The sequence below is a fragment of the Vibrio sp. Vb1755 genome, from assembly GCF_033338635.1.
Lineage (GTDB): Bacteria > Pseudomonadota > Gammaproteobacteria > Enterobacterales > Vibrionaceae > Vibrio > Vibrio alginolyticus.
The window spans coordinates 127,757-143,454 of the sequence record NZ_JAWOTA010000001.1; the positions used below are offsets into that span (position 1 = coordinate 127,757).

Sequence of the window (15,698 nt, forward strand, 5' to 3'; positions counted from 1 at the left end):
CCGCCGAACAGGATCTTGTGATTTTACGTTTCTCTGACATTGAGCTCTGTCGTAGCTTTTATCACAAATTAACTAGCGGAGGCAGTCGGCTAAAGTCGACCAGCGGTTGTGAAATCATAGGAGCGTCTGGAGCAAATAAGAGTAAAGGTTGAAATGATGAGGATTGTAACTGACCGATATCTATCAACTTTTCCAATGCATAGAAGCGGCTGACATATTGGCGAGTCTCGTTAGGCAGCGTGAGTTGTTGGAAATCTCGACTTCCTGCTCGCTGAATAGCACGTGCAACACGTCCTTCTCCGGCATTGTATGCAGCTAAAGTGAGAGCCATATTTTGATCGAATTTGTTGTATAAAAACGCCAGGTACTTGAGCGCGGCCGTTGTGCTAGCTTCTGTGTCAAAGCGATCGTCTTGTTTTGTATTTATCGTTAATCCGAAACGTTTCGCTGTGGCTGGTATCAGTTGCCAAAGTCCGGCGGCGTTAGCGTGAGAAACGGCTTTGGGGTTGTAAGAAGATTCTAACATTGGCACTAAGGCTAGGCTATTTGGTAATGAGTGGTTTTGAAGCTGTTTGAAAATGTGGTTAATTACCGGTTTGGATGAATCGAGACGCTTGGCAATTTGTGGTTTGTATGGGGCTAATACTTGATACTGCGTTTGAATATCGACAGCATTTGGTTTTGCCTGGCATGTGAATGGAAGGTAGGACAGAAAGGCAATAAAAATAAAAAGGCCTACAGTACTCAGCCGAGATGGCGACTGAATCTGTAGGCAAGACGAACATCGTTTAGAACGATTTATCTTCATAAGTGTGTTGCACAGGTTGTTTGAGTTGACTGACCAACTCATGGAACGCCGCAGAGCTGTGGCCATTGCTCTGATTGTATTGTTGGCACTGACTTACCAACGTTTCCAATAGCGCCCATTGTTTTCTAGCTTGCATACCTATTTGGGCAGGCAAAGCATTGAAAATTCGTTTTACGCTGGCGTCATTACACGCTAACCCCAGCGCTCGCATACACTGGCTTCTGTCATTGGCGGAGCGGCTGAGTTTATTGAGTATCGGCATTTGTTTCTGAACATTGTCGTTCAGTGCCTCTCCATCAAACTTTAAGTACAATACCTTTTGCTGCTGCAGCAAAGGAAGCAGTTGTTGATAAAGCTTAATATCCTCAGATATAGAGCGAACAAATTGTTGAATTCGCTGCGATACTGCGCTTGCCATGATGTCTTCCTAGCGTTTTATTACTCGTGACCTGTATGGAACTGCATGATTGCCTTGGATAGCACTTTTGTATCTAGGCTAAGTTCACCACGCGCTAATGCGTTGCGTACTTGTTCTACTTTTTCCATATCAACATCAGGTAGTGATGCCATTTCAGCTTGAGCGCGATCTATCGCTACGGTATTCGCTTGAAATGCAGGCTCGTGTACTTTGCTCTGTTCGACGACGTCGACAGGCTGTTTGCTTGCTTGCTGTAATTTTGTTTGTGGGACATGACCGCCCGCGACTTTGTCGATTTTCATGCTGTGGTCCTCATCATCATGTTCTAAATTAAGTAGGCGGTTAGAATGTGATAAACATTAAATATTTTTTTTGTACTCGAAGTTCAGTGTTACTGACGAGAGCCAAAATTAAAAAATGTTACCCCGAGTCAAAAAATCAAAATTGAGTATGAACCTGGTTTAATCCAGTTACGACTGCTCTTATGACCTTGCCCGAACTTGGGTTTTCCACGTCAATTTGTTGCCCTTTCGCTCCATCTTCTAAGGCGACTCCTTTTGTGCTGGCACTAAATCCATTTTTGCTCGCAATGACTATGACTTCATTGCCTTTCTCGATTAGAGGTGGGGCCGACAAATTGGATGGATTAACCACTTGTCCAGCCCTCAAACGACGAGAGGTTTCTAAGCCTACTGCTTGCTCGGGGCGAGTATAAAAATCGTCTTGGCGAGAGATGGTTCGGGTTTCAAGCTTTATGTGTTTAGCCGTTACGACTTCATTTCGGCCAACCGTGGTTGTCGCGACCAAAACAGGCAGAGTCAGCGAAGACTTTATCGTAACGTTAATTCGCCATGGTGATGCGATATTGTCGCAGCTGACTGAGCGCTTGAGGTTACCGACTGGCAACGTGTTGTTGTCACGACCTGTGATAACTAAAGGCGATTGACATTCTGGCAAGTGATTGGCGGAACCGGGCACCCACATGTCGAAGTCCAGTTTGTACTTCCCCCACTGATTGGAGAGCGCTACGCGATCCACCTCTTGTTCGAAATCCGTTGCTACAACGGACCTTATCTCTTCAACGCTGAGGGTTTTGTCATTGGTGTTGGCGAATGCTTGTTCTGATGTCAAAGCGAGTAACGTCAGCATTATTGTTGAGGAAGTGGACACTTTCCTCTTGTTTTTAATGCTTTCCGAGAACCGGAAGTTTGGCTTCCATCCTTGTTTGTAAATCATTGATATATATGGCTATTTTTTATGGCACGTATCTTGTTTGTATGTTGGCGTATTCGAGCCAACTGTAAGGAAGATGCATGGCGATCACATTTGAAAATGCTTTAGGAGTACATCCAGAGGCACTTAATTTTCGCGTTCAGCGTACCAAAGTCCTCGCCAGTAACCTAGCAAATGTTGACACCCCTGGGTATTTGGCGAAAGACCTAAGTTTCACCACCGTAATGAACCAAGTAACGGCAGGTGGTGTGAACAAACCGGTGCCAAAGTTCCAGGTTCAGGCCCAATACTCGGTGCCTTACCAGAATAGCAAAAATGGCAACACCGTAGAGCTTGGTGTTGAACAAGCAAAATTCACGCAAAACAACATGGACTTTCAAACTAGCCTGACGTTTCTCAACATGAAATTTAATGGCTTAGCGAAAGCGATTGAGGGACGTTAATTATGTCATTCACTGATATTTACTCGATCACTGGTTCCGCGATGACAGCACAAACTGTGCGTCTGAATACGGTAGCCAGTAACCTAGCAAACGCAGATGCAGTATCTGCAAATCCAGAGGATGCTTATAAAGCGCTTAAGCCAGTATTTGCGACTGTGTACCAAAAAACGCAAATGACAACAGAAAATGGAGCTTATCCCAATGCAGAAGTTCGCATTGTTGACGTTGTTAAAAATGCTGGAGATGCAGAGAAGCGTTTTGAGCCGAACAACCCACTGGCTAATGATGAAGGCTATGTGTTTTACCCAGATATTGATGTAGTTGCTGAAATGGCAGACATGATGTCCGCAACACGCAGCTTCGAAACGAATGTTGAAGTATTAGCCAATGTAAAAAGTATGCAGCAAGGTCTGCTTAGATTAGGGCAGGGCAGCTAATGAGTATTGCACAATACACCCCTTTATCGTCTGACGCTCCAGTAAATACAAAAGCAAAAGACAGCAACGGTATCTCACCAAACCCTAAAGACATGAACAGCGCTTCTTCATTGGAGAATGAGTTTATTTCTTTGATGGTGGCTCAAATTCAAAACCAAGACCCACTTAATCCCCTTGATGGTACGGAATACGTTGGTCAATTGGCTCAGTTCTCGCAGGTACAAAGTACCGAGAATATGTCTAAGACAATGCAACAGAGCATGGTGTTACTGGACAACATGCAAGTGCTATCAACAGCGGGCCTTGTTGGGCAAACGGTTTACGTCAATGCGGATGAATTTCAGCTTGGTGAAGACGTACAAAACGGAAAAATCGAACTCGCTCATAGCTCAAACCAAGTCACGTTAGTTGTTAAAGATGAATTTGGTCAATCAACTAAAGTGCCACTAGGTGCTCACGGCAAAGGTGACGTCGACTTTTCAATTAATCCTGAAGAACTTGGTCTTAAACCAGGCAAATACTCAGTGGCCGTAGAAGTGCAAGAAGGGCAAGCAAGTCCAAATGTGCTGATGGCAGGCACTGTTGAGCAAGTGCGCATTCCTAATACCGGTGGCGCAGCATTAGTCAATGTCCATGGCGTTGGCAACGTTCCTTTCTATCAAATCACTCAGTTTGGTGCTTAACCAAATACGGAAATCAGAGGTCTATTTATGAGTTTTAACATCGCACTAAGTGGTCTGGACGCGACCAACACAGAGCTAAACACAATCAGTCACAACATTGCCAACGCATCAACGTATGGTTTTAAAGGTGGCCGCACAGAATTCTCCGCTGTATATAACGGCATGCAACCTGGTGGTGTGGAAGTCGCGTCAATTTCACAGAACTTCGACAAAGACGGCAGTATCACAGGAACTGGCCGTGCGATGGACCTAGCTATTAATGGCGGTGGCTTTTTTGTTACTAAAGATAATATGGGTCAAATGTTGTACACACGTTCAGGTGTGTTCTCAACGGATAAGAACAACTTTGTTACGGCTAACAGCGGTGCAAAGCTTCAAGGTTACAGTGTCGATAGCAACAACAACCTAATGACAGGTTCTGTGGGTAATATTCAGGTATCGACTTCCTCACTGAATGCTAAAGCAACAGACAGCTTAGATTTTGTTGCGAACTTCGACGCAAGCGCGTCTGTTATTGATAAAGCCGTAACGCCATTCAATCCAAAAGATCCAAGCTCATTTAACTCGTCTTACACAACAAAAGTCTACGACTCACTGGGTAACTCGCACACGGTAACTCAGTACTTTACTAAGACTGCTTCTAACTCGTGGGAAGTGAACGTTCAAGTAGATGGCGGTACGACGCCAGTAGCAACTGTGCCTGTAACGTTTGGTAAAGACGGCTCGCTTTCAGCACCAACTGCGCCGTTTAATGTTTCATTCCCTGCTGCAGGCGCGAACGCGATGAGTGTAGACATTAACCTGAAAGGCAGCACGCAATTTGGTGCAGCTTTTGGCGTAAGTACTAATAGTCCTAACGGTTACACATCAGGTGAACTTGCAGGTGTACGCGTTGAAGGTAACGGCATGGTTTACGCGACTTACACTAACGGCCAATCACAGCTACAAGGTCAGGTTGTTCTTGCTGATTTTGCAAACACACAAGGCTTAGCGAAAGTGAGTGGAACATCATGGACTCAAAGCTTTAGCTCAGGTGCTCCAATTATGGGTGTTCCGGGTTCAGGTACGATGGGTGACCTAACTCCGGGTGCATTAGAAGGTTCTAACGTTGACTTAACCAGCGAGCTTGTTGCTCTAATGACTGCACAACGCAACTACCAAGCAAACGCAAAGACAATTTCTACCAGCGACAAGCTTACTCAAGCTTTGTTTAACGCGGTGTAATGGGAGTTTTGCATGGATAGTTTGTTATTTACGGCAACGTCGGGTGCCAGCCGAGTTCTTAAAGCGCAGCACGTTCGTTCAAACAACTTATCAAATGCTGATACTGCGGGTTTTCGAGCGGATATGGAGCGTGTGCGTAGTGTAGAGATGCAAGGCCCAGGTTTTGATGGTCGCACTATGGTTGTGACCAACTCTGCCTCAACACGTTTCGACGCTGGCGATATTGTGAAAACAGGACGTCCGTTGGACGTTGCGGTTATGGGGGAGGGATATCTCTCTGTAGAAACCCCAGCGGGTAACGAAGCTTACACCCGTGCAGGCAATATTCAGGTCGATACTTTTGGCGCTCTAACAATCAATGGGTTCCCTGTCCTCGGTGACAATGGTCCTTTGGTTGTGCCGGATTATCAAAAGATTGAAATCAGCGAGCGTGGTCAAGTCTCAGTGATCCCACCAGGTGGCGGCGCAGAAATTGTGGCAGGCACTTTGAAGTTGGTTAAACCGGAAATTAATCAACTGCAAAAAGAGAGCGATAGCTTGCTGCACAGCGTAGATGGCGTGCCATTCGCGGCAGATGAAACCGTGCAACTCTCTCCTGAGCACATTGAGGGCAGTAACGTATCTGCTATTGATGAATTGGTTAGTGTGATGTCGCTGACGCGCAACTTTGAAATGCAAGTTCGCATGATGAAAACGGCGGAAACTCTAGCAAAAGCTGGTAACAAATTAATGGCGGCGAGCTAAGTCTCGCCCCGCAAGGAGTAAAAAATGCATTCAGCATTATGGGTAAGTAAGACAGGCATGGCAGCGCAAGACACGAAGATGACTGCCATTTCTAACAACCTAGCAAACGTAAACACGGTTGGCTTTAAGCGTGACCGAGTCGTATTTGAAGATCTTTTCTACAGCATTCAGCGTCAACCAGGCGCACAAGTAGACCAAGTTAACGAACTACCAAGTGGTATTCAGCTAGGTAGCGGTGTTCGCGTTGTTGGCACACAAAAAGTGTTCACGCAAGGTAATACCCAAAACACAACGCAAGAGTTGGATCTTGCTGTAATGGGTCAGGGTTTCTTCCAAATAGAAAACTCGGACGGACAGATCATGTATACACGTAATGGTCAGTTCCATCGAAACTCAGAAGGCTTAATGGTGAACAGTCAGGGCCTGCCTTTAGAGCCTCAAATCCAGATCCCAGACAATGCGGTCTCTTTCTCTGTGGGTGTTGATGGCACAGTGACTACAACAACAGCAGACGATCCAACACCTCAGCAGCTTGGTCAAATTACACTTGCAAAATTCATCAATCCAGCCGGCTTAGAGGCCATGGGTGGCAACTTATTCCGTGAAACGGAAGCCAGCGGTCCAGCTGATGAGCTGATTGCAGGAGCTGATGGCGCCGGCATTATCAAGCAAGGTGCACTGGAAGGGTCAAACGTACAAGTAGTAGAAGAGATGGTCGACATGATCACCACTCAACGTGCGTATGAGATGAATGCGAAAGTGGTCTCTGCTGCAGATGACATGCTGAAGTTTGTTTCGCAATCAATGTAAGTATGAAATTGGTGATGATGAAGGAAAAAGCAATGAAATGGCTTTCTAAGAGTTGGGCAGTAGCCGCCGTGTTGCTGGTGGGATGTGCTGGCCGTCAGGAATTTATTCCGCCTGAGCCGAATGCTGAGGAATATGCACCACCAACGCTCGATTACACGCTGCCGGAAACCCAATCTGGTAGCCTTTATCGTCACCAATACACGATGACTCTGTTCCAGGATCGTCGTGCTTACCGAGTTGGCGATGTATTAACGGTTCAATTATCAGAAGAAACCTCATCGAGTAAAAATGCGGGTACTAAGTTCGGTAAAAGTTCAGCAATTAACTTTGTGGCGCCGACCATAGGCACGAAAACTATCGATGAGTTAGGGGTTAGCGTGGATGGCAAACGTAACTTCGATGGCAGTGCATCAAGTTCACAAGGCAACAAGCTTCAAGGTGCCATTACGGTAACGGTACACGAAGTATTACCTAATGGCGTATTGCGTATCAGCGGTGAAAAATGGCTTCGTCTGAATCAAGGCGACGAGTTTATTCGTCTAACCGGTATCGTCCGTGTGGATGATATTAACCGCAGTAACCAAGTTTCTTCTCAACGAATTGCTGATGCAAGAATTACCTACGCAGGTCGCGGAGCGCTAGCTGACAGCAACGCAGCCGGGTGGCTAACTCAGTTCTTCAACAGCCCATGGGTACCTTTCTAATGAAGACAATGCAATCTTTCTTTATGTCTCTCCTATTGGTGTTGACCTTGGGACTACCAGGCACTTCACGTGCTGAAGCGGAAATTCCGATCATGGACTTGGTCGATGTTCGCGGCATTCGAGAAAACCAACTGGTTGGTTATGGTTTGGTAGTTGGCTTAGCCGGCCAAGGTGACCGAAACCAAGTGAAATTTACCTCTCAATCTATTACCAACATGCTACGTCAGTTTGGGGTTCAAATTGATGACAGTATGAACCCTAAGCTACGAAATGTGGCTTCTGTGAGTGTGACAGCGTCCGTTGACCCAATGGCAGGCCCAGGACAAACGTTGGATGTGGTTGTGTCTTCAATCGGTGATGCAAAGAGCCTTCGCGGTGGTACGTTATTGCTAACGCCTTTACGTGGTATTGATGGCGAAGTGTACGCGATTGCGCAAGGTAACGTGGTTGTGGGCGGCTTATCTGCAGAGGGGCGAAGTGGCTCCAAAGTAGAAGTAAACACACCAACGGCGGGTCGCGTTCCGAATGGTGCGACTTTAGAGAGAGAAATCAAAACCGATTTCAACCAACGTGATGAAATCACCCTAAACCTGCGCAAGCCTAGCTTCACTACAGCAAAAAATATTGCGCGTGAAATTAACAACACTTTTGGACCTAAAGTTGCAGTTGCGATCAATAAAGCGCGCATTGATATGCGTGCACCAAAAGATACACAGCAGCGTGTCGTCATGATGTCGATGCTTGAAGAAATGAGCGTCGTTGAAGGCCGTAAACCTGCTCGTATTGTCTTTAACTCTCGCACTGGCACCGTAGTGATCGGTAAGAGTGTCAAAGTGAGTGAAGCAGCAGTAAGTCACGGTAACTTGACCGTGCGAATTTCTGAATCACAACAAGTTAGTCAGCCTAATGCGTTTGCAAATGGCGATACGAAAGTCGTTAACCAAACGGACCTTGATGTGAATGAAGATCTCGCTCAGATGGTGATTTGGCCTCCAGGCACGGAACTTAACACCATAGTTAATGCGGTAAATAGTTTAGGTGCCACGCCTACAGACTTGATGTCTATCCTGCAAGCTTTGAGTGAAGCGGGTGCATTGAACGCTGAATTGGTCGTGATATAAGGAGTTAAGGATGAAGCTAGACAGTACCAATGAACAAACTCAGTTAAATTCGATGCTTTATCACGACAATAGTGCATTGGCTAACATCAAGCATAGTCGTGATCAAGAAGGCGCACTTGAAGTCGTCGCAGGTCAATTTGAGGCAATGTTCCTACAAATGGTGTTACGCCAAATGCGCAGCAGTAGTGATGCTCTTGCTGATAAAGACAGCCCGTTCGCCAGTCAGCAACAAGGGGTATTCCGTGATATGTATGACGGTCAGCTGGCGATGGAACTAGCAAAGAAACAGAGCTCAGGCATTGCCAATATGCTCATCCAGCAGCTGAGCCCGTCTATGCGTGAGGTTGCTTTCGATGCTGCGCGCAACATCTCATCCGCTAACGATGGTAAAGCTTCGAATTCTGAATCTATCTCACAAGTAGATTCTAAAGAGGTGGAGAAGAATTCAAGCCTATTTAATACCGCTTCTCAAGCCGTCGCCTCTGTTAAACAGGTATTCGGTGAGGCCGGTATGACTACCGCGTTTTCTCAGCCGTTGATCAGAAAAATGGAGCTGTAAATGAACCTAGTTAATATTGCCCTTTCAGGTTTAGGCGCGAACCGTGTGGCCCTAGACGTAACCGCGCAAAACGTGGCAAACGTGAATACCGTGGGTTACAGTCGTCAACAAGCGTTGATGGCGTCTGTCGATGATGGTAAAGCCAATCGCTTAAGTCCAGGTTTAGGGGTAGAAGTCACTAGCATTCGCCGCGTTACTGATCAATTTCTGATTAAGCAAACGTGGTCGACTAACAGTATGGCGGCATACGCATCTGGATACACCAGTAACATGAGTCAGCTGGAGAATACGCTTGGTGCCGATGGTTTCAGTATATCGGCTGGCTTGGACTCGCTAAACGCTGCGCTTAACGATGCGACCGTTAAGCCGGAATCCATACCTTACCGCCAGCAGATCATTAACGAATCTGAAGCTTTGGCCCGCCGCTTTAATACGCTTACCGAGTCTTTATACAATCAACATAAAGACATGAGCGACCAACGTAATGCAGCGCTTAACCACGCGAATAGCCTTATGGAAAATATCGCGAAGGTGAACAAGCAACTGGTAGAGATGCAAGGTACAGGTGGTAATCCATCACAGTTAATGGATGAACGAGATAGGTTAATCGGTGAGTTATCTCAAACCATTGAAATCAAAACAACACAGCAGCATGACGGCAGTGTTCAGGTCACACTAACCTCTGGTCAACCGCTTGTGATGGGTACGGACCATGGCAAACTGGAAGCCATTCCTGACCCGAGTGATCCTTACTTAGCGGACTTACACGTCACGTTCTCGAATCAAAGCTTTGCGATTGGTGACTCGCTTGGTGGCAAATTAGGTGCGATTAATGACTATCAAACCGAAGTGTTGAAACCAAACCAACTGGCTCTGAATGACATGGCGAAAGCTCTCGCGGATGAATACAACGCCGTGCTTGCAACTGGCAAAGACTTAAATGGCAACCCAGGTAAACCTTTGTTCAGCTATGACCCAGCAAACCCTGCAGCCAGTTTGGATATTACCAAGCTAACTCCAGATGAGCTTGCGTTCTCAAGTGATGGAACACCTGGTAACGCAGATGCGTTGCAATCATTGATCGAGTTAAGCAACAAGCCAGTGGCGGTATCAGGTTACGGCTCAGTAAGCTTGAACGATGCCTTTAGTTCAATGGTGGGTCAAACCGCAATTAAAGCACGCCAAGCTAATGCTGATTATCAAGCGAAGTTAGCCATGAACAAGCAAGCGCACGCAGCTCGCGATAATGTTAGTTCCGTAAACAGCGATGAAGAAGCGGCTAACCTAATGATGTTTGCTAATGCGCACAATGCCAACATGAAAGTGATCAGCACAGCAAATCAACTGCTCGATTCTATTCTGCAGTTATTCTAAGAGGAAAGTTTAGATGCGAATTAGTGACAATCAATTTAGTCAAATGATGTTGCACAGCTTGCAGAGCAATAGCTCGGGATTAGGCGAAGCTCTGCAACAGATGTCTACTGGCAAGCGCTTAACCAAGCTGTCTGACGATCCAATGGCTTCGATCAAGTTGCTTAACTTAGACCGAGAAACCAGTGCGATTGCTCAGTACAAAAACAACATTGAAAACGTAAAAACGACGCTATCGAGTCAAGAAACCCATTTAGATTCGATCAAAGAAAGCTTAAAAAGCATGCGAGACATCGCGCTTTGGGGTGCGAACGGCTCTCTTACTGACGAAAGTCGTGGCGGTATGATTACAGAGCTTAAGAGTTACCGTGATTCTATTGAGTCGTCTTTTAACGCGCAGGATGAAGAAGGGCACTACCTTTTCTCTGGTACTAAAACGGATACTGCGGCTGTAAGTAAAGCGAGCGGCAGCTACGTAATTGAAGGTAATAGTGACAAGCGCGTAGTAACAATTGCTAAAGGCGTCACGATGGATTCCAATATGACTGCAAAAGAAATATTGGACCTTGGGGGAGGCCATAACGTGCTTAACCAAATTGATGCGCTGATCAAAGAGTTTGAGAGCCCTACCGCCAACTTCAGAGCTGAAGTTGAGGCGAGTATCAGCGCTATCGACGATACTTTTTCAAACGTACTAGGGACCATGACTGAGATTGGTGGTCGACACAACAACTTAGATCTTGTTGGTGGCGCGCACAGTGAAAACAAGCTGTTCGTTGACAAGGTATCTGGAGACCTCTCTGCTCTGGACTATGGTGAAGCGTCGGTACGATTGAGTAATTACATGGCCGCTTTGCAAGCAACGCAAGCAAGCTATGTGAAGATCGATGGTTTGTCGCTGTTTGACCGTTTATAAGGTTAGGAAGTTCTTTTTATGGTAATGAGTACAGTAGAGGTTAGACCCCATAGCATACGCTTAGGTGGACAAGAACAAGCCTCTATCATGCCGACCCGTTCTGCAGACTCAAGTACGGCAATTAAACCGCGCCCGGCGCAAATTCAGGCTGACACTGCGTCAGCCTACTCTGTATCTGGTATTCAGCTTACGCAGGGTCAGCAGCAAGCCACGGCGGTTCAGATCGCGTCCAAATCGCTGCAGGTGATTGGCAAAGAGCTCACGCAAATTAAACGTGGTTTGACGCAAGCTATTAATCAAGGCGTACAAAATGTTCCTGGTTTGCAGGATACATTGGTTCGTTCTAAAGCCACCATCCAAAAAGTCGTTGAGCAAGCACGTTTCGATGGCCAGAAAGTCCTAAATAACGAACTGCACTTAAAACTGGATAAAGCGGACATTCGTCGCTTTTCTATTCCAGGTTTGAATGTTCATCGCTTAAGCGACAAGGCCGAGCAAATCCGTTTGGATTTTCCTCAAGGTCAAGCGGTGATGATTCAGTTTGATGGACAATCAGACGGTGAGCGAACGGTCAAAATGCTGGATCGCAGCTTGATTGCGTTAGGAATGCGAGCCTCATTAGCCGATGATGGCAGCATTTTATTTGAAGCCAGAGACAACGCTTATCAACAAATGCAGCAAAAGGTGATGGTAACGGGGGAAGGGCACCGATTCCCTGCGGGACAGCCTAACGTTTTGAACTTAAAGTCTGAGCCAGATGGTATTGCGGAGCTCGGGTTTGATCTAGGCTCACGCGACGGCATCAAGCAGACGATTGCCAAAGTAAATCAGCATCTGAAACAAGTTCAAACGAGCTTGCAGGAAGCGAAAGCTTTTCATGGTGAACTGAATACTCAAATGCGTTCTATCCAAACCAAAACCGCACAGCTTTCAGTCAATGAGGTGAATGCAAAACTGGATGGATTCATGCAAAAGTCTGGCGAGTTTACTTCGACTTTTCAGGCATTGAATGCGCAAGCAAACGTGCGTCGTCATACCGTGGTCGCTTTACTGAAGTAACGAACACTCCAATGATTCCCGGCTTTACACTGTTATCGTCCCCCAATAACGAAAACAGCGCACTGTCGGGAATCTCTCTTTGACTCGTCTAGGGCTCGAGTGCTTTTGCCACCGAACGATTCAATTTCTGGAATAGCCATCCAAGTGCTATCAAAGATGCACCTAAGCCTAAGAAGCTTATTGCTCGCCAGAACCCATCCAGAGAGCTCACATCCCATAAGAATACTTTCAGTGCGACACCGGCAAGGACCACTAGACCGACACGCTGCATCATCAGCCCCTGTTGGGTCACGCCGCGCCAAGTCAGCAATCCACCTACGAGCAAGCCAGCCACTGAATAACTGAACAACTCTGCCATGCTGGTTGGCTGATACAGCATCATCGATGTGGTTTGCCAGAATTGACGGATAGACATCCCCAACCAAATGGCTGCAAGTAAAAAGCCTAGACTAGCAATCGCAAATCGATGAACTTGCAACGTATTCCAGCGTTTAAATGTTGCGATAAGCAGGATGCAAGCTGGTAACAGCCAGCCGATACTCAGCATGTTAAAGATGGGAAGTGCTTGTGCCGAGACGTTATCAGTCACCAACGGCGATTCTGCCGTATTAAGCAAAATAATCAATATAGCGAACGCGCACCAAAGCAAGTAACTATAGATTTCGTAGATACGACTTAAGCGTTGCGCAAATTGGCTGCGGTAGCTGTATACCAAACCCATAACTAATGCTTGATTGGCAAAGACTGCCGCACTTGTGAAGTCGATGTGCCCCAAGTAACCATATTGCCCCGTTAACCAGTAGTTAGTTTGGGTGAACAATGCCATTAAGAATACATGTAAAAACGCCCCTTCAAACCAGTTGGTCAGTTCTCGGTCCACTTGTTTTAGTGTTGAACGAGCATAAGACAAGATGAAGAGAGAAGGCAGATAACTCATAAGAACCCAAGCCCAATGCCCAGCTTCTACCGGTTGCCATTCGGGGATGAAAGGTAGCAGCGTGAGTCGGATAACCAGTATTCCCATTGCCACTTTAATCGCCCAACTCGCAGGTCGAAATAACCCGACTTGAGCCTGTAAGGCCATTATCGCAACTTGTATTGAGATTGCTGTTGTTAACCAAGTATCGCTCAACCAAACAAAAGCGATACCTACGATTAAAGCATGCATAACGGCACAGCATTCTAATGCCAACGAACGTGCACGCTGACCAAGCACAACGTAGTAAGTGGCCATCAATGCGCAGAATGCAGTCCAATACCACAGGTAGCCTTGCATAAATTCGTCAATATAAAACAACGTAATTAAGCTCATCGCGGGAGCCAGTACCAGCAGAAGCAGCCCACTGAGTTGCGAACGGTCACTAAGTGATTGGCAATATGTTCGATAGCAGATCAGCGCAATACTCACCGCCAATGCGAATAGGATGCTAGCTTCTCGCTCTAACATATACAGCGCATCAAAAGCGATAGTAAGAACAATCTGCGCGGTTGCCGAGACGAGAATGGATGGCAAAAATACACGTAATGACCAGCCTGTACGAAGTGCTGGTAGCCAGATGATCGCAACAAGCAGCGTATAACAGTACGCTATTTGTAGAGTGTTCAGCTCCGGCATTCTGGTGACGGCAGAAAAGGTCAATAATACAATTGCGAGAGCGGTAGCGGTCGGCGAGTTTGTCCACTTGCTTTGATAGTGACGAAAGCGAGGATTGAGCATCCAACCCATTCTCGGAACCGCGAAAATGAGATACAAAGTGATGGAGAGATAAATCGCGAGCCACGAGAACAACAGTTCTGTTGGTACACTCTCAATCAACAGCAACATCCAAATGACATGTGGAATCGCGATACTTGGCGTAATCCATGCCCTACGCACTTTTTGCATCAATAAGGTCGCCGCGAACGAAATCGCGCAGATGTATCCGGCTAACAAAAAGTAGTTGGGTTCACTACCTCCAATCCACAGTGGTGCTGTGTAGCCACCAATTAAGCCAAGCACGGCCATTAACGGCCCTTGTCGCAATGATAATGCTAAACTGAAAAATGCCGCTGAAGCCAAAATGATCAACGAGATACTTGGCGTTAGCATTTGATAAACCACAAAGGCAAAAATGACGGTGCAGTAAATGCCCGTTAATCCCGTACCGGTAACGGCAGCAGGAACATACGTAAAGCCTTGGGCTCGTGCTGCCCGTTGCGGATTCTGTTGTTCTTTACGGTGAAACCACTCGCCAACAAGCACCATAAGTAATGAGAGCACAAAGGCAAAGGACACTCGCATAAATGGCGAAAACTGGATGTGGCTACCAATCACCTGTACGAGATAACCTCCACCGATCAGCATGGCCAATGCGCCTACCCAAACCAACCAATTTTCTTGGATGTTGCTAAGCAGGCTCTGAACTTTACTCTGAAGGAATGACTCATTTTCTTGACTAAAAACATCCAGTTGCATTTCTCTTGTCTGGGCGTGCCCTTGATTCGCAGCGCTCTGGTCCAAGTCTAAGTTGGCAGCTGGATCATGTTCCCCAGAGGATGAGACATTTTTCTGTTGTGATTCTATGTGGGGTGACGTCGCTACAGATGGTGTGTCTTTTTCGATGCTGGATTGTTGGTGCGCTTGTGGGTTTGAGCCCCCATGGACACTGGCTCGTAGTGATGTGACTTCCTCACGAAGTTTGGTTAGTTCTTTTTCTAAAAGTGCAGCTCGGTTGGCGGCTTTCACTCCGATGAGGATGGCGAGACACGCCATGAACAGTGCTAGTATTACGTACAATCCATTTCTCCTTGCGTACGTCGCGTGACCCACGATTCTTAACTTTGAGCACTTACGCTAAAGCTTAGTTCATGCTCTATGCCTTAGCCTCATATAGTGCTAGGTTCCGCGCTTTCTTCAGAAATCATTCTACATAATGAAACTCAATGCGTAATGATGAATTCGACAAAGTCGCACACTTGTGTGCCACTTTAAGACCTGATGAACAAAAATGAGTCGTTAAGTCATTGGGGGTCAACTATATTCATAATTCTGATGCGATCGCCAAATGACTTCAAACATGTGCGTTTCATAGCGATGTCATCGAAGGTCAGTCGTTTGATTTGCACGTTCGGTTGTTTCTATTTGACCGTAAGGCTGAATGTATTCGGGTATAGCGCATTCACGCGAAA

At 46.4% G+C, this 15,698-nt stretch carries 17 protein-coding genes; 12 read left to right on the forward strand and 5 right to left on the reverse strand.

The features are described from left to right. Window positions 1–61 precede the first annotated feature (61 nt). From R7E00_RS00585 to flgA, 4 genes are all read right to left on the reverse strand, one after another. Window positions 62–808 (reverse strand): lytic transglycosylase domain-containing protein, encoded by a 747-nt coding sequence (locus R7E00_RS00585; RefSeq protein WP_042523341.1) that lies wholly within the window; start codon window positions 806–808, stop codon window positions 62–64. Beyond that, window positions 789–1,226, reverse strand: a complete 438-nt coding sequence (flgN, locus tag R7E00_RS00590; protein ID WP_005374018.1) for a flagellar export chaperone FlgN — start codon at window positions 1,224–1,226, stop codon at window positions 789–791. Before flgN ends, R7E00_RS00585 begins: the two co-directional genes overlap by 20 nt. Before the next feature lie 20 nt (window positions 1,227–1,246). Next, on the reverse strand, window positions 1,247–1,528 hold the full coding sequence (gene flgM / locus R7E00_RS00595; protein ID WP_005374016.1) for a flagellar biosynthesis anti-sigma factor FlgM: 282 nt from the start codon (window positions 1,526–1,528) through the stop codon (window positions 1,247–1,249). Window positions 1,529–1,664: 136 nt separating this feature from the next. Continuing rightward, window positions 1,665–2,462, reverse strand: coding sequence for a flagellar basal body P-ring formation chaperone FlgA (flgA, locus tag R7E00_RS00600; protein WP_064369423.1), 798 nt, complete (start codon window positions 2,460–2,462; stop codon window positions 1,665–1,667). 77 nt (window positions 2,463–2,539) lie between these two features. Between flgA and flgB the strand changes: the two genes are divergently transcribed. Genes flgB through R7E00_RS00660 form a run of 12 tightly spaced genes read left to right on the forward strand, consistent with a single transcriptional unit; the run spans window position 2,540 to window position 12,530 of the window. Next, window positions 2,540–2,902, forward strand: a complete 363-nt coding sequence (gene flgB, locus R7E00_RS00605) for a flagellar basal body rod protein FlgB (protein WP_005374013.1) — start codon at window positions 2,540–2,542, stop codon at window positions 2,900–2,902. Between the two features lie 2 nt (window positions 2,903–2,904). Next, window positions 2,905–3,339, forward strand: a complete 435-nt coding sequence (gene flgC, locus R7E00_RS00610) for a flagellar basal body rod protein FlgC (protein WP_005374012.1) — start codon at window positions 2,905–2,907, stop codon at window positions 3,337–3,339. Continuing rightward, window positions 3,339–4,022: a flagellar hook assembly protein FlgD gene (flgD, locus tag R7E00_RS00615; RefSeq protein ID WP_005384410.1), complete on the forward strand. Its 684-nt coding sequence runs from the start codon at window positions 3,339–3,341 to the stop codon at window positions 4,020–4,022. Before flgC ends, flgD begins: the two co-directional genes overlap by 1 nt. 27 nt (window positions 4,023–4,049) lie before the next feature. Further along, a complete protein-coding gene (gene flgE / locus R7E00_RS00620; protein WP_005374010.1) occupies window positions 4,050–5,246 on the forward strand; it encodes a flagellar hook protein FlgE in 1,197 nt (398 codons plus the stop codon). 12 nt (window positions 5,247–5,258) lie between these two features. Further along, window positions 5,259–5,990: a flagellar basal-body rod protein FlgF gene (flgF, locus tag R7E00_RS00625; RefSeq protein ID WP_005374009.1), complete on the forward strand. Its 732-nt coding sequence runs from the start codon at window positions 5,259–5,261 to the stop codon at window positions 5,988–5,990. Window positions 5,991–6,014: 24 nt separating this feature from the next. Beyond that, the gene (flgG, locus tag R7E00_RS00630) at window positions 6,015–6,800 is read left to right on the forward strand and encodes a flagellar basal-body rod protein FlgG (protein ID WP_005374008.1); all 786 of its coding nucleotides are present in this window, start codon (window positions 6,015–6,017) and stop codon (window positions 6,798–6,800) included. Window positions 6,801–6,832: 32 nt separating this feature from the next. Then, the gene (gene flgH, locus R7E00_RS00635) at window positions 6,833–7,504 is read left to right on the forward strand and encodes a flagellar basal body L-ring protein FlgH (protein ID WP_017635111.1); all 672 of its coding nucleotides are present in this window, start codon (window positions 6,833–6,835) and stop codon (window positions 7,502–7,504) included. Continuing rightward, window positions 7,489–8,625, forward strand: a complete 1,137-nt coding sequence (locus tag R7E00_RS00640; protein ID WP_139831986.1) for a flagellar basal body P-ring protein FlgI — start codon at window positions 7,489–7,491, stop codon at window positions 8,623–8,625. The genes flgH and R7E00_RS00640 overlap by 16 nt, the downstream gene beginning before the upstream one ends. Before the next feature lie 10 nt (window positions 8,626–8,635). Beyond that, a complete protein-coding gene (locus R7E00_RS00645; protein ID WP_005374002.1) occupies window positions 8,636–9,184 on the forward strand; it encodes a rod-binding protein in 549 nt (182 codons plus the stop codon). Then, complete coding sequence (gene flgK / locus R7E00_RS00650) at window positions 9,185–10,558, forward strand: flagellar hook-associated protein FlgK (protein WP_005374000.1); 1,374 nt, start codon at window positions 9,185–9,187, stop codon at window positions 10,556–10,558. A 13-nt stretch (window positions 10,559–10,571) separates the two neighbouring features. Further along, a complete protein-coding gene (gene flgL / locus R7E00_RS00655; protein ID WP_213907742.1) occupies window positions 10,572–11,471 on the forward strand; it encodes a flagellar hook-associated protein FlgL in 900 nt (299 codons plus the stop codon). An 18-nt stretch (window positions 11,472–11,489) separates the two neighbouring features. Beyond that, a complete protein-coding gene (locus tag R7E00_RS00660; protein WP_005373996.1) occupies window positions 11,490–12,530 on the forward strand; it encodes a flagellin in 1,041 nt (346 codons plus the stop codon). Between the two features lie 88 nt (window positions 12,531–12,618). Here R7E00_RS00660 and R7E00_RS00665 read toward each other — a convergent pair whose 3' ends face one another. Further along, window positions 12,619–15,282 (reverse strand): DUF2339 domain-containing protein, encoded by a 2,664-nt coding sequence (locus R7E00_RS00665; protein ID WP_373921399.1) that lies wholly within the window; start codon window positions 15,280–15,282, stop codon window positions 12,619–12,621. Between the last annotated feature and the right edge of the window lie 416 nt (window positions 15,283–15,698).

Bases quoted from the DNA above. Each gene is read 5' to 3' on its own strand.
- flgN (WP_005374018.1), bottom strand. From the start codon at position 1,226: ATGGCAAGCGCAGTATCGCAGCGAATTCAACAATTTGTTCGCTCTATA.
- R7E00_RS00665 (WP_373921399.1), bottom strand. From the start codon at position 15,282: ATGGCGTGTCTCGCCATCCTCATCGGAGTGAAAGCCGCCAACCGAGCT.
- flgF (WP_005374009.1), top strand. From the start codon at position 5,259: ATGGATAGTTTGTTATTTACGGCAACGTCGGGTGCCAGCCGAGTTCTT.
- flgB (WP_005374013.1), top strand. From the start codon at position 2,540: ATGGCGATCACATTTGAAAATGCTTTAGGAGTACATCCAGAGGCACTT.
- R7E00_RS00645 (WP_005374002.1), top strand. From the start codon at position 8,636: ATGAAGCTAGACAGTACCAATGAACAAACTCAGTTAAATTCGATGCTT.
- flgD (WP_005384410.1), top strand. From the start codon at position 3,339: ATGAGTATTGCACAATACACCCCTTTATCGTCTGACGCTCCAGTAAAT.
- flgE (WP_005374010.1), top strand. From the start codon at position 4,050: ATGAGTTTTAACATCGCACTAAGTGGTCTGGACGCGACCAACACAGAG.
- R7E00_RS00660 (WP_005373996.1), top strand. From the start codon at position 11,490: ATGGTAATGAGTACAGTAGAGGTTAGACCCCATAGCATACGCTTAGGT.
- flgM (WP_005374016.1), bottom strand. From the start codon at position 1,528: ATGAAAATCGACAAAGTCGCGGGCGGTCATGTCCCACAAACAAAATTA.
- R7E00_RS00640 (WP_139831986.1), top strand. From the start codon at position 7,489: ATGGGTACCTTTCTAATGAAGACAATGCAATCTTTCTTTATGTCTCTC.
- R7E00_RS00585 (WP_042523341.1), bottom strand. From the start codon at position 808: ATGAAGATAAATCGTTCTAAACGATGTTCGTCTTGCCTACAGATTCAG.
- flgL (WP_213907742.1), top strand. From the start codon at position 10,572: ATGCGAATTAGTGACAATCAATTTAGTCAAATGATGTTGCACAGCTTG.
- flgK (WP_005374000.1), top strand. From the start codon at position 9,185: ATGAACCTAGTTAATATTGCCCTTTCAGGTTTAGGCGCGAACCGTGTG.
- flgA (WP_064369423.1), bottom strand. From the start codon at position 2,462: ATGATTTACAAACAAGGATGGAAGCCAAACTTCCGGTTCTCGGAAAGC.
- flgH (WP_017635111.1), top strand. From the start codon at position 6,833: ATGAAATGGCTTTCTAAGAGTTGGGCAGTAGCCGCCGTGTTGCTGGTG.
- flgG (WP_005374008.1), top strand. From the start codon at position 6,015: ATGCATTCAGCATTATGGGTAAGTAAGACAGGCATGGCAGCGCAAGAC.
- flgC (WP_005374012.1), top strand. From the start codon at position 2,905: ATGTCATTCACTGATATTTACTCGATCACTGGTTCCGCGATGACAGCA.